12 protein-coding genes and 3 tRNA genes are annotated in these 13,318 nt (G+C 45.3%); 12 read left to right on the top strand and 3 right to left on the bottom strand.

The features are described 5' to 3' along the window. The first annotated feature begins 52 nt into the window (after window positions 1-52). Window positions 53-1,285, top strand: coding sequence for an adenylate/guanylate cyclase domain-containing protein (locus WH96_RS07330; protein WP_053005756.1), 1,233 nt, complete (start codon window positions 53-55; stop codon window positions 1,283-1,285). A gap of 65 nt (window positions 1,286-1,350) precedes the next feature. Here WH96_RS07330 and uvrA read toward each other — a convergent pair whose 3' ends face one another. Continuing rightward, window positions 1,351-4,191, bottom strand: a complete 2,841-nt coding sequence (uvrA, locus tag WH96_RS07325) for an excinuclease ABC subunit UvrA (RefSeq protein WP_047763510.1) — start codon at window positions 4,189-4,191, stop codon at window positions 1,351-1,353. 240 nt (window positions 4,192-4,431) lie between these two features. On the opposite strand from uvrA, the gene ssb reads away from it, so the two are divergent. The 8 genes from ssb (at window position 4,432) to WH96_RS07285 (ending at window position 11,472) form a co-directional block, all read left to right on the top strand. Continuing rightward, window positions 4,432-4,959 carry a single-stranded DNA-binding protein gene (gene ssb, locus WH96_RS07320; protein ID WP_047763509.1) on the top strand — a complete coding sequence of 176 codons (528 nt, stop codon included), beginning with the start codon at window positions 4,432-4,434 and terminating at the stop codon, window positions 4,957-4,959. Window positions 4,960-5,031: 72 nt separating this feature from the next. Beyond that, on the top strand, window positions 5,032-5,484 hold the full coding sequence (locus tag WH96_RS07315) for a GNAT family N-acetyltransferase (protein ID WP_047763508.1): 453 nt from the start codon (window positions 5,032-5,034) through the stop codon (window positions 5,482-5,484). Window positions 5,485-5,742: 258 nt separating this feature from the next. Next, on the top strand, window positions 5,743-8,580 hold the full coding sequence (gene gyrA / locus WH96_RS07310; RefSeq protein ID WP_047763507.1) for a DNA gyrase subunit A: 2,838 nt from the start codon (window positions 5,743-5,745) through the stop codon (window positions 8,578-8,580). A gap of 32 nt (window positions 8,581-8,612) precedes the next feature. Beyond that, entirely contained in the window at window positions 8,613-9,131 is a 519-nt protein-coding gene (gene coaD, locus WH96_RS07305; protein ID WP_047763506.1) for a pantetheine-phosphate adenylyltransferase, read from the top strand. Window positions 9,132-9,283: 152 nt separating this feature from the next. Beyond that, window positions 9,284-9,359 (top strand) — tRNA-Lys (locus WH96_RS07300). A gap of 38 nt (window positions 9,360-9,397) precedes the next feature. Next, a tRNA-Lys gene (locus WH96_RS07295) sits at window positions 9,398-9,473 on the top strand. Between the two features lie 209 nt (window positions 9,474-9,682). Then, complete coding sequence (locus WH96_RS07290) at window positions 9,683-10,447, top strand: 5'-methylthioadenosine/adenosylhomocysteine nucleosidase (RefSeq protein ID WP_047763505.1); 765 nt, start codon at window positions 9,683-9,685, stop codon at window positions 10,445-10,447. Beyond that, the gene (locus tag WH96_RS07285) at window positions 10,444-11,472 is read left to right on the top strand and encodes a M23 family metallopeptidase (RefSeq protein WP_047763504.1); all 1,029 of its coding nucleotides are present in this window, start codon (window positions 10,444-10,446) and stop codon (window positions 11,470-11,472) included. Before WH96_RS07290 ends, WH96_RS07285 begins: the two co-directional genes overlap by 4 nt. A gap of 12 nt (window positions 11,473-11,484) precedes the next feature. Here WH96_RS07285 and WH96_RS07280 read toward each other — a convergent pair whose 3' ends face one another. Next, complete coding sequence (locus WH96_RS07280) at window positions 11,485-11,685, bottom strand: hypothetical protein (protein ID WP_047763503.1); 201 nt, start codon at window positions 11,683-11,685, stop codon at window positions 11,485-11,487. A gap of 142 nt (window positions 11,686-11,827) precedes the next feature. Between WH96_RS07280 and WH96_RS07275 the strand changes: the two genes are divergently transcribed. Further along, on the top strand, window positions 11,828-12,040 hold the full coding sequence (locus tag WH96_RS07275) for a DUF3126 family protein (protein ID WP_047763608.1): 213 nt from the start codon (window positions 11,828-11,830) through the stop codon (window positions 12,038-12,040). Window positions 12,041-12,221: 181 nt separating this feature from the next. Here WH96_RS07275 and WH96_RS07270 read toward each other — a convergent pair whose 3' ends face one another. Beyond that, window positions 12,222-12,581 (bottom strand): TraR/DksA family transcriptional regulator, encoded by a 360-nt coding sequence (locus WH96_RS07270; RefSeq protein WP_047763502.1) that lies wholly within the window; start codon window positions 12,579-12,581, stop codon window positions 12,222-12,224. Between the two features lie 424 nt (window positions 12,582-13,005). Here WH96_RS07270 and WH96_RS21950 point away from each other — a divergent pair, with 424 nt between their 5' ends. After that, window positions 13,006-13,149 carry a hypothetical protein gene (locus tag WH96_RS21950; protein WP_156176737.1) on the top strand — a complete coding sequence of 48 codons (144 nt, stop codon included), beginning with the start codon at window positions 13,006-13,008 and terminating at the stop codon, window positions 13,147-13,149. Continuing rightward, window positions 13,120-13,207: transfer RNA gene (locus WH96_RS07265), tRNA-Leu, on the top strand. Before WH96_RS21950 ends, WH96_RS07265 begins: the two co-directional genes overlap by 30 nt. Window positions 13,208-13,318: the final 111 nt, after the last annotated feature.

The raw sequence follows: 13,318 nt of genomic DNA, 5'->3' as shown, positions 1-13,318 counted from the left end.
ATTTTCTGTCTCATTCCCTATAATAACATAATAAACCGGAGCTCTTTATTTTATGCAACGAATAGATGATCGCGTTAGACGTGGTGGCGATGAAGACAGCTTGATCGGCTCTGTAGTTGATTGGGTGATGGCGCAAGCACTTCGGGATACGACGATTGAAGAGTTATTTGAAGGGTGCTGTCTAAGGCTGAGGTCTGCGGGGTTACCTATTGCTCGCGGGTATATCGCTTTTCGTACGCTGCATCCTTTGTATAGTGCGATGGGGTTGACTTGGGAACTTGGCAACGGCGTCAAAACTGTCGGCATGTCACATGAAAGTTCCGGCTCTGAAGAATGGCGCAGAAGCCCGTTTTATTTTATGCTGAGTAAAGAGATCGGCCTGCTGAGGCGCCGGTTAGTTGGCGAAGGTGCTATCCATGATTTCAAGTTAATGGAAGATCTTCGTGACGATGGCTATACGGATGTTTTATGTTACGCGATCCATTTTGATCAAGAATCTCTGGGTGATACAGATGGCAGAGGGATCTTGGGCACCTGGTCGAGCGATATTAAAGCAGGCTTGAGTGATACGGACATAAAATCGCTTATTCGTGTTCAAAACCGTCTGGCTGTTGCCTGTAAAGTGATTATCACCTCGCAAATCGCCCACAATATCTCAACGACATACCTCGGTCGTAATGCGGGGCAACGGGTTCTTAAAGGTCAAATTCAGCGTGGGGATGGTGAAAAGATCCACGCGGTCATCTGGTATAGTGATCTCAGGAACTCAACCGCACTGGCAGATATGATGCCGGAAGAAGACTATCTGGATCTGCTAAACGGGTATTTTGAAAGTACAGCAGGGGCCATTATTGATAATGGGGGTGATGTTCTTTTATTGATCGGTGATGCGGTTCTGGGAATTTTCCCGTTCACTGAGGATAAAACACAAGCCGAGACCGGAGAAATGGCCGTAAAGGCCGCCTATGATGCTGTTGAACGTATTAAGGAATTGAATGCCTGCGCCTGTGATAATGGCAAATGCGAAGCCACGTTTGGTCTTGGTTTGCATGTGGGGAACGTCATGTTTGGCAACATCGGTTTGCCTGATCGACTTCAGTTCACAACGGTTGGACCAGCAGTTAACGAGGTCGCTAGATTGGAGGCGCTGACCAAAGAGCTTGGTAAGCGCATTCTGATGAGTAAGGAGTTTGCTGAAATCGTCGGGCGGAAATGCATGCCAATGGGCGAGCATACCTTGCGCGGGATCGAAGAAGTACGTGAGATCTTTACGCTAGATGATTAATCACTGATCAAATCAGGTTTGATTGGAAAAGGCCGGATAGATTACTTTCCATCCGGCCTTTTTTGTTACTTCAGATAAGGTTTTAAATATTCACCTGTATAACTGCCTTTTGTCTTGGCGACAGTTTCTGGTGTTCCGGTGGCAACAACACGTCCACCTTTATCACCACCTTCCGGTCCCATATCGATAATCCAGTCGGCGATTTTGATGACTTCAAGGTTGTGTTCAATACAGAGGATTGTGTTTCCTTGATCTACGAGGGACTGAAGGACCTCCAGCAACTTCTTTACATCATCAAAGTGGAGGCCGGTAGTTGGTTCGTCGAGTATGTAGAGCGTTTTCCCTGTTGCCCGTCTGGAAAGCTCCTTGGCCAATTTAACGCGCTGTGCTTCCCCACCGGAAAGTGTGGTCGCAGCTTGCCCGACTTGAACATATCCCAGTCCAACTCTTTGCAAGGTTTCTAATTTGTTACGGATAGATGGAACCGCCTTAAAGAATTCCAGGCCATCATCAACATTCATATGTAAAACATCTGAAATTGATTTTCCTTTGTAGAGGATCTCAAGCGTCTCACGATTATATCGCTTGCCCTTACAGACGTCACATTCGACATAAACATCGGGCAGGAAGTGCATTTCAATCTTGATGACACCGTCGCCCTGACAGGCTTCACAGCGTCCACCCTTTACATTGAAAGAGAAGCGTCCGGGTTTGTAACCGCGGGTTTTGGCTTCGGGTAATCCGGCAAACCAGTCTCTGATCGGAGAGAACGCGCCTGTGTAAGTCGCAGGGTTTGATCGAGGTGTTCGACCAATAGGGGATTGGTCAATATCAATCACCTTATCGATAAACTCTAGACCTTCTATTGTATCGTGGCTTCCAGGCTGTCCTTTGGCATTATGTAACTTTCGCGAAACGGCTTTATATAACGTCTCAAGGATGAGTGTTGATTTACCACTACCGGAAACGCCTGTGATGCAAGTAAAAGTCCCAAGCGGAACGTCAATCGATACATTTTGCAGGTTATTTTCGTTTGCCTTGAGGACTTTAATTTTTTGCCCTTTATGACCTTTGCGGCGTTTTTCAGGGAGTGTGATCGAGACTTCACCAGTAAGATACTTGGCCGTTAAACTTGCCTCTGTTGCCATCACTTCATCCGGCGTTCCACAGGCAACAACCTGTCCGCCATGTTTTCCGGCTCGTGGTCCCATATCCACAAGATAATCCGCAGTTCGAATGGCATCCTCATCATGTTCAACAACGACCACAGTATTGCCAAGATCCCGCAGGCGACGCAGGGTCTCTAGCAACCGGGCATTATCCCGCTGGTGCAAACCAATCGAGGGTTCATCCAGAACATAAAGAACACCCGTAAGGCCCGAGCCAATTTGCGATGCCAGTCGAATACGTTGGCTTTCACCGCCTGACAGCGTTGCTGAAGATCTGGAAAGGGTCAGATAGTCGAGGCCGACGTTTACAAGGAAATAAAGCCGTTCATTGATTTCCTTGAGAATTCTGACTGCGATTTCATTTTCCTTGTCGCTGAGAATTTCTGGGATTTCATTGAACCATTTCTCGGCTTCGGCAATAGAAAGTTGGGCAATTTCACCAACGTGTTTTTTTCCAATTTTAACAGCCAATGCTTCTGGTTTCAGGCGGTGTCCATCACATGTCTGACACGGTTTTTTTGTTTGGTATTTTGACAACTCTTCGCGAACCCAATCACTATCAGTTTCCCGAAAACGTCTTTCCATGTTGGGAATGATGCCCTCGAAAGGTTTCTTGGTCTGGTAACTGCGGTTGCCGTCGGTGTAGGTCATTTCGATGACATCTTTACCAGAACCGTTCAAAAGAAGTGCTTTGATTTTTTCTGGTAGTTCATTCCAAGTAATATCCAGTGGAAAGTCATAATGCTCAGCGAGGCTTTTCAGGGTTTGCAAATAGTATTTAGATGTTGAATTCGCCCAAGGGGTAATGGCGCCCTCTTTGAGGGAAACGCGTTGATCCGGAACAATCAAATCACCGTCAAAGATAAGGGTTTTTCCCAACCCGTCACAGGCCGGACAGGCACCAAAGGGATTGTTAAAAGAAAACAGTCTGGGTTCGATCTCGTCAATGGTAAAACCGGATACCGGGCAGGCATAGCGAGCTGAAAAGATTGTCTGTTCACCTGTCTTGGCGTTTTCCGCAAAAGCAATGCCGTCGGCAAGACCCAACGCTGTTTCCAGACTATCAGCCAAACGCGTTTTTATGTCGCCCTTTACCACGACACGATCAACAACAACTTCGATGTCGTGTTTTTTCTTTTTATCCAGTGCGGGGACGTCGCCGATTTCGTAGAGTTCTCCGTCGACCTTTACGCGCTGAAAACCTTTGACTTGCAGATCGGCAAGCTCTTTACGGTATTCGCCTTTGCGGCCCCGTACAATTGGCGCAAGCAGATAGAGGCGGGTACCACTTTCCATCTCCATGACTTTATCAACCATTTGGCTGACAGATTGACTTTGGATGGGAAGGCCGGTTGCTGGTGAGTAGGGGATACCAACCCGCGCAAAGAGAAGGCGCAGGTAATCATAGATCTCTGTAACGGTACCAACAGTAGAGCGCGGATTTTTTGACGTTGTTTTTTGTTCAATTGAAATTGCTGGGGATAATCCTTCGATAGAATCCACATCGGGCTTTTGCATAAGCTCAAGGAACTGGCGGGCATAGGCCGAGAGGGATTCGACATAGCGTCGTTGCCCCTCGGCGTAAATCGTGTCAAAGGCGAGAGAAGATTTGCCGGACCCGCTGAGGCCAGTGATAACAACGAGTTCGTTTCTGGGTAAATCAACACTGACGTTTTTCAGGTTATGTTCTCTCGCGCCACGTACGGAAATAGTGCGGGATTCCTGTATTGAACTCATTTTATCGCCTGTAAATGTTTTACAAATGTTCTCGTCGGAATATATATGGACGAACAGTGAACAAAATGCATCCTTTTTTATAAAATAGGATGAATATTTTGCTGAAAGTTCTCCGGAGAAATGCGAAGATCTTGCAGAAAAGAGATCGATCTTCTATTAGACGTTGGCTCTGAGCAGCCCGACTGATAGGGTTCCAGATCAATTTTTTTAGATTCTAAAGTAAATCATAGGGACGAAGCCATGGCTGGTAGTGTTAACAAGGTGATTCTGGTTGGTAATTTGGGGCGTGATCCGGAAATCCGTTCCATGCAATCAGGACAGCGTGTGGCTAATTTGAACATAGCAACATCAGAAAGTTGGAAAGATCGTACCTCGGGTGAGCGTCGGGATAAAACCGAATGGCACCGCGTTGTTATTTTTAACGATCGTCTGGTCGATGTTGCCGAGAAATTCTTGCGCAAAGGTTCCAAAGTTTATTTGGAAGGGCAGTTGCAGACCCGTAAATGGACCGACAACGCTGGTGTTGAAAAGTACACCACAGAGATCGTTCTTCAGAACTTCCGCGGCGAATTGACAATGCTTGATGGCCGTAATGATGGTCAGGGTGGCGGCTTTGGCGATTCTTCCGGTGGTGATGCCGGTGGTTTTGGCGGCAGCGGTAGCTCAGGCGGCGGATACGGCGGCGGCTTTGGTGGCGGCTCCTCTGGCGGCGGATCAACAGGCGGCAGTGCACCCGTTGACGACCTTGACGACGAGATCCCGTTCTAAGCTAGTTAGAATGCAATGTATTAAAGCGGCTCTTTTGGGTCGCTTTTTTATTTTTACAATAGGTTTTTGGCCATGATCAAAACTGATCTTTTACATTTCGAGCAACTTTCCAAACAACAGCTTTATCGTGTTTTACAGCTTCGTTCTGATGTCTTTATTCTGGAGCAGGAATCTCTATATAGGGATATGGATGGACAGGATAGCGTTGCCTGGCATGTGCTAGCTTATGGCCACGAAGACACTGTTGTTGGTGTTCTCCGTATTCTGAAAGATCCTAAAGATGATAGCTGTTACACGATTGGTCGGGTCGCGGTTGCTAAGGCAGCCAGAGGACGGGGGATCTCTGTTGAGTTAATGGAGCGGGCACATGACTTTATTGCCAAACAGCTGGGTGCTGAAAGAATTGAGATTTCAGCTCAGGAGCATTTACAGAAGTTCTACAATAATCTTGGCTATGTGACGGTTTCTGAAGAACCTTATGATGACGCAGGTATACCGCACGTAGACATGATCCGCGCCGTATGAAACGGCGAGATTTTGCCCCTTGACAAATTAAAATATAGTAGAATTTGTCGATTTAAAGCTGGGGTCAAAAAATTATTTAAATTCAATCCTGTAGAACGGTATTTTTCCTTCTCTTTTTACATACATTTTGTTGTGGCTACGCGATGAATTTGTTACATTTCATGTGATTTTTTTTACGCCTGAAATAACTTGTGTTCCGGCCTTGTGCCATTCACGGTTTTAGAGGGCATTTCTGTTAAACAGAAACAGGATAATTACGTGACTTCGAACTCTGATACATCATCCGATAACCAGGATGTTTTTCCGGTAACTATTGAAGACGAAATGAAGCGATCGTACCTCGATTACGCTATGAGCGTGATCGTGTCTCGTGCACTTCCCGACGTCAGGGACGGCCTTAAACCGGTGCACCGTCGCATCCTTTACGCGATGAAGGAATCCGGTTACGACTGGAACAGAGCTTATCGTAAGTCTGCCCGTATTGTTGGTGACGTGATGGGTCAGTATCACCCGCATGGTGACCAGGCCATTTACGATGCCATGGTTCGTATGGCGCAGGACTTCTCTATGCGCCTGCCGCTGGTTGATGGCCAGGGTAACTTTGGTTCCATGGATGGCGATCCACCTGCGGCGATGCGTTATACGGAATCTCGTTTGCAGCGCGTTTCCAGTGAAGCTCTTTTGGAAGATATCGACCGCGATACGGTTGATTTCCAGGACAACTATGATGAATCCACGAAAGAGCCGATTGTTCTTCCTGCCCGTTATCCAAACCTTTTGGTCAATGGTGCCGGTGGTATTGCGGTTGGTATGGCAACAAACATTCCACCGCATAACCTTGGTGAAGTCTTGGATGCCTGCTGTGCCTTTGTCGATGATCCGGAACTATCAATTGATCAGCTGAACGAGATTATCCCCGGGCCTGATTTCCCGACAGGTGGTGTTATTCTTGGTCGAACAACAATTCGCGATGCCTATCATACAGGTCGTGGCTCAATTGTTATGCGCGGCAAGGCCGAGGTTCAGGAAATCCGCAAGGATAAGATGGCAATTGTTGTTACCGAGGTTCCTTTTCAGGTCAACAAAGCCAGAATGCTTGAAAAGATCGCGGATATTGCCCGTGATAAGACAATCGAAGGTATTACAGATATTCGGGACGAAAGTGATCGTCATGGTGTCCGCGTAGTTGTCGAACTGCGTCGCGATGTAGAGCCGGAAGTTGTTCTTAATCAGCTTTATCGCTATAGCCCGTTACAGACGTCCTTTGGGGCAAACATGCTGGCGTTGAATTCAGGTCGTCCAGAGCTGTTGGATCTGAAATCAATTATTTCTGCATTTATCGCATTCCGCGAAGAAGTGATTACACGTCGTACAATTTTCGAGTTGAATAAAGCACGTGATCGCGCGCACCTATTGGTTGGCTTGGCGATTGCGGTTGCCAATATTGATGAGGTCATCGAGCTCATTCGTGCCGCTTCTGATCCTGTGATCGCACGTGAACAGCTTATGAACCGCGCGTGGCCTGCTAAGTATGTAGAACCGCTCATTAAATTGATTGATGAACCGGGGCGTAATGTTGATGCTGATGGCAATTATTTCCTTTCTGAAGCACAGGCAAGAGCAATTCTGGAGCTACGTCTACAGAGGTTGACCGGTCTTGAGCGGGATAAGATTGCCAAGGAGTTGGAAGATATCGCGGATCAAATCCGTTATTATCTCGAAATACTCGCTTCTCGCGAAAAACTTCTTGGTATCCTGCGTGAAGAGCTCATCGAGATGAAGGCCAAATACGCTACGCCGCGTCGGACAGAAATTCTGGATGGCGTGTTCGGGTATGACGATGAAGACCTCATCCAGCGAGAAGACATGGTGGTGACGGTTAGCCACAGTGGGTACATTAAACGTGTTCCGCTAAGTACGTATCGTGCGCAGCGTCGTGGTGGTAAGGGCCGTTCAGGTATGGCAACAAGAGACGAGGATTTTGTCTCTCAGATCTTTGTTTGTAATACCCATACGCCTGTTCTCTTCTTCTCTTCCCGTGGCATGGTTTACAAGATGAAGGTTTATCGCCTTCCTCCGGGTACACCAACATCACGGGGGAAAGCGTTGGTGAATATGCTGCCGCTGCAACAGGGTGAGACGATTTCCACCATGATGCCGCTTCCTGAGAACGAGGAAGCATGGTCAGAAATGTACGTTATGTTTGCGACATCTACTGGTGGTATCCGTCGTAACAAGCTGTCTGATTTTACCCGCGTTATGGCCAATGGTAAAATTGCCATGAAGCTGGAAGATGAAAATAGCAGATTGATTGGTGTACAGACCTGTACTGAGCATGACGACATTATGCTATCCACGGCACGTGGCAAATGTATCCGCTTCCCGGTGAATGGTGTTCGCGTCTTTGCTGGGCGTACCTCGACGGGTGTGCGTGGTATTTCGCTTGCTGAAGGTGATTCAGTTATTTCCATGGCGATTATCAATCACATGGATGCTGATTCTGATACCCGTGAACAGTATCTACGGTATGCGAATGCAAAACGTCGTAGTGAAAACGCGGAAGAGGGCGAATTTGATCCATCAGCGCTTGAGACAACACTGTCTCAGGAGCAGCTTGATAGTATGGCCGAGAGTGAGCAGTTCATTCTGTCGATCTCACAGGATGGTTTGGGCAAACGGTCATCTTCTTATGAATACCGTGTGACCAGCCGTGGTGGTAAGGGAATTGGAAATCTGGATTTATCCAGAGCAAAAGGAAAAACAACGACTGTTATTTCCGTATTCCCGATTGATGAGACTGACCACATCATGTTGGTAACGGATGCTGGTAAGCTTATTCGCTGCCCAGTGCACGATGTCAGAATTGCAGGGCGCTCAACACGTGGTGTTAATTTGTTTAACGTTGCTGATGATGAGAAAATTGTTTCTGTATCCAGATTGGCTGATGATGGTGAAGACGAGGAAGATGATATCCTTGAAGGCACTGAGGGAAGCGAAGGTGTTGAGGCTGCGGATGCAGTAGAAAGTGAAACTGCTGAGGCTGCATCAGAAGCATCTGAGCCAGAAGCATCTGAGGACGTAAAAGGCGGGGAGTAATCCCCGTATCCTAACGAAGAAGAGTTTAGGGCATGACGAAAAAACACGTTGGGCTTTATCCCGGGACTTTTGATCCGGTCACCAAGGGGCATATGGATATTATTACCCGTGGGTGCCGTGTGGTTGATAAGTTGGTCATTGCCGTTGCGCGCAATGACCGCAAGGGGCCGTTGTTCAATACGGATGAACGGGTGAATATGGTGCTGCATGATACGGCACCTTTGCGAGATAAGGGCTTTGAGATAGAAGTTCTGCCCTTTGACAATTTGTTGGTGAACTTTGCACGTGAAGTTGGTGCGGGGGTCATTCTTCGTGGCTTGCGTGCGGTTTCTGATTTCGAATATGAGTTCCAAATGACGGGTATGAATGCCCGGCTTGATGCTGAAATCGAAACCGTATTTTTAATGGCTTCTGAAAAACAGCAGTTTATTTCATCGCGATTTGTAAAAGAAATTGGGTATCTCGGTGGCGATATATCTTCTTTTGTTAGCCCCGAGACGAAATTGAAGCTGGAAGAGAAGTTTGAAATTATGCGTAAATCCAAGGATTAACTGACTTTTAAGCACGATCTTTCTTTCTTGGTTTAAAAATATTCCTTTTTTTACGGTTGAAGACAAAAAGGCTGTTGACCGAATCAATAAGTGGTTCTATCTTCCGCCTCGCTTACCGCATTACACTTTGATGTCGATAAGCAAATGAGAATGGGCCCTTAGCTCAGCTGGTAGAGCGTCCGACTTTTAATCGGCAGGTCACAGGTTCGAATCCTGTAGGGCCCACCATTCTCCCCAGATTGTTCTGGATTTATATATTACAGATTGGGCCCTTAGCTCAGCTGGTAGAGCGTCCGACTTTTAATCGGCAGGTCACAGGTTCGAATCCTGTAGGGCCCACCATTCTGTACAATACACCCCGCTTTTTGGCGGGGTTTTGTTTTTCTGTTTCCAAAACATCACAACTTTTTCTGTTCACTTCCTCTGGGAATATACTTGTTCGCTTTCTCTGGGAATAATAGTCTTGGAATACGCTAAAATGTTGAAGTTTTTAATGCTCCGTCTAATAAAGTTATTTCAGATAAATACTTTCTGTTTAAAAGGAAAAAATCGTGTCCCAAAAACCACTTGGTCTGATTTGCGCTATTCCAAATGAAATCGAGCATTTTGGATCTGCTTTTGAGAAAACGAGTGAAAAACAGATTGCTGGTTTTTCGTTTCTTCAAGGCAAACTTGATGGTGTTGAAACTGTGCTGGTCGAAGCGGGCATGGGGAAAGTTAATGCGGCGGTTGTTACAACCTTGCTTATAGAGCAATTCAATTGCCGTGTAGTGCTCTTTTCTGGTGTTGCCGGTGGTGTTGATCCTAGCCTTGGCGTCGGGGATGTTATTATCGGAACCAAGCTTATCCAGCACGATTACGGGATGATTGTGTCGGATAAGCTAACAACCTATCAGCCCGGGCATTTGCCGATCCATATGCCAACTGAAAAACTTGGTTACGATGCAGATTCTGAACTTATAAGTAAGCTACTTAGTGAGCTTGAAGATTTTGAGCTTCCGGTGATTTCTGCTGAAGCAGCTGGCGGAGAGGCGCGTAAGCCTGTTGTTACGTCTGGCACTATTTTAACAGGTGATCAGTTTATTGGCTGCACAGTTGCAAGAGACAGGTTGTTCAAGGAACTGGGGGGACTAGCGGTTGAGATGGAAGGTGCAGCGATTGCGCAAGTGGCAGAACACTATCAAGTGCCTTTTGTTATTATACGATCGCTTAGCGATCTTGCGGGAGAAGAAAGCACGATGGACTTTATCAAATTCCTTGAAGAGACTGCCGGTGGTGCTGCGTTGGTTCTGAGGCGTATTATCCGTTTGCTATGAGCGTGAAAGTTAAGAATAGAGTAGTTGGGTACAGCTTAGGGGTGTTTCTTGGGTTATTCGCAATCTCAAGGGCGGGGGCTGATAGTAATTCGCCACAGTTTATAAGTCCTGTTGATTGTTCTGTTCCTTCTCAGTGTGCAATTCAGAATTATGTTGATGTATGGCCCGGTTCAGGGCATCGCGACTATGCCTGTGGAACGCTAAGCTATGAGCGTCATAGAGGAACTGATTTCAGGGTGCTTAGCTATGATCTATATCTTAAGGGAGTTCGTGTTTTAGCGGTTGCAGATGGCATTGTTCGAAGCAAAAGAAACGATGCTAATGAGGGCGATTATATCTTAAAAGGAAACGAAAGTGTTACGCTGCGTGAGGCTGGTAACAACGTTGTCGTTACACATGAGAATGGTTGGGAAACCACCTATGCGCATTTGCGGAAAAACTCTATTAATGTATCTCCTGGTGATATGGTGAAGGCAGGGGATGTTATTGGTACGATTGGCTTAAGTGGGAAAACAGAATTTCCACACCTGCACTTTCAGGTTTCGCATAATCAGGAGTTGAGAGATCCCTTTACTGGAAAGAAACCGTCTGGTTGTACTGAAACAACTATGGAATCTCTATGGGATAGTCCTTGGAAAAGAAATTTTCAGTATAAAAGTTCAGGAATAATAGACGCGGGTTTTGCAGGTCAGGTGCCAGTGCTTAAGTTATTGGCATTTCAAAGTGAGCAGCAAAGAATATCTGTGAAGAATAATTCGGAATTTCTTTTGTTCTGGGGGGAGATTCGAGGGCTTAAAATAGCTGATCGTTTAACAATTAGTTATGAAAATTCGCAAGGTGACATAACAAAAGATCAGGTGATTTTAAAAAATAACCAAGGATCTTTTTTTAAATATATAGGGAAAAAACGTCCTGAAGATGGATGGATATCAGGTGTGTATACAGGGAAAATTACACTGGAAAGAATTGTAGATAGGCAATGGAAGGTTATTGATTCTAGACAGAAAATACAGACTTTGCCGTAAGAGTTTTAATACTTAAACCTGTATGTCTAGATTCTGGCCACGATCTTTGTCCCCGTTAAACTGTTTTGAATCAGCAGATGCTTCGCTGTTTTCAACAGGACGCTTTGTTTCCACAGCTGCTTGCGAATTTTTTTCAGCAACGCTGATATCAATAGCAGCAGCAGGCTCTGAGAACCTGACAGTGGTTTGAAAAGAAGGCGCATTAATATTCATATTTGCATCCTGACACAGACGTATTAAGTAAGTCTTAACATATATAGGGAATTTTTTGGTGGTTTAAAGGGAGAAAAACCTTTTAGTTCACCAGATGTTTCGTTAATCAGGTCCTTTAAATTTAATGTCGGAGATCGGAAGCGTGGATAACAACGAAATTACCAGCGTAGAAAAATACTTGCGTCAAACTTTTGGGAATGAGGCAATTGCACTCGATAGAAAGACGACAAAAGCAGATTCTATTGAGGTTAGTCTTGGTGGTGAATTTATTGGCGTCATATATAAAGATGACGAAGACGATGAACTTTCCTATTCCTTTAATATGGCTATTTTAGCTGACGATCTACCAAAATAAGATAAGTACTTAATTCAGAGCGCTGAATTTTATGGCTTGCTCTGTATTATGTTTAAGCTTGTTTTAGTGATGCCCGGGTTTGATCTCAAAAGATTGATTCCGGGTGTTTTATTTTTGGACATTTTATATTGATGCAAACAGCTTTTAGCTATTAATTTCCCTAGTATCGTTCGGAATTTAGTCATTGCTGTTTTTTTGTCGCGCAATCTATGCAGAGGCTGACTGTGGGATCAAGCTCCAGGCGCTTCAACTGGATTTCTTCGTCGCATCGTAAACAATAGCCGTAGTTCCTGTTTTGTAGTCGTGTCAGTGTTGTCTCAATTTTACTGAGCTCGACCTGTCGACGCCTTTCAGATTCGAGAGACATCGCTTGGGATTGGAGAGCATCCATCCGTGACAGCCTGCCGACTTTGCTCTGGTCCAGTTCGACAACATCTCTTGATTGCTGACTGGAAGCGCGAATATCAGATATTTCTGTTTTTCGCTTTTCTAATTCAGATGCAATGTTTTTCAAGTTGATGGTTGTTTTTTGATCAGACATTGAGCCTCGCTATCCCCATTGAGTAGCATCATAGCAAATAAATGCTCTGATCAGTGTAAAATCGAAATGTCTGGAAAAATAGAAAATTGGAATAGAAAACACTCCGGAACAAAACAGGGGGACGGCCAAATGGGGGTTACCATGAACAGGCACGGTATGGCCAACGTCTCGTTCCGAAGTGTTTCTCAGAACATATCAAAACAAATACCCAGATGGTTGTGATGTTTCTGTGTCCAAAGCGATGGTTGACGGATCAAAAATTAACGATATTTAACAAATCGTTATTATCGATAGTGCTGAAATCATGAGCGAAGGTGAGGATGATGGCATTGTGGGCATGGCTCTGAATATCCGAATTTATAGTTCGTTGATTCTTTGAATATTTTAGAGAGAATAACTTTCATACCTAGAATGAAAACCGCTAATGAAGCGTAAAAAAGAAAGGCTTTTGATTTATCCACAACAAATTTCATTTTTTGAAATTTTTCGTTTGCCCTTTCTGAGAGGATCAGTATATATCCCCATCAGCAACAGCGATGCGGTCGTGGCGGAATTGGTAGACGCGTAACGTTGAGGTCGTTATGGGCTAATAGCCCGTGGAGGTTCAAGTCCTCTCGACCGCACCAAAATTGGAATGTTGTTGCTCAAAAAATACTCTTGCTCTTCTGTGTTCTTCAACAATTTTGATTATCAAAATTATTTGCTCTTTGCAGCACATAATATGTTTGAGAAAGAGA

Origin of the sequence: Kiloniella spongiae, assembly GCF_001026905.1 — a bacterium.
GTDB classification, from domain to species: Bacteria; Pseudomonadota; Alphaproteobacteria; order Kiloniellales; family Kiloniellaceae; genus Kiloniella; species Kiloniella spongiae.
The sequence above is the reverse complement of the archived record's forward strand: the minus strand, read 5'-3'. Positions and strand labels throughout refer to the sequence as shown.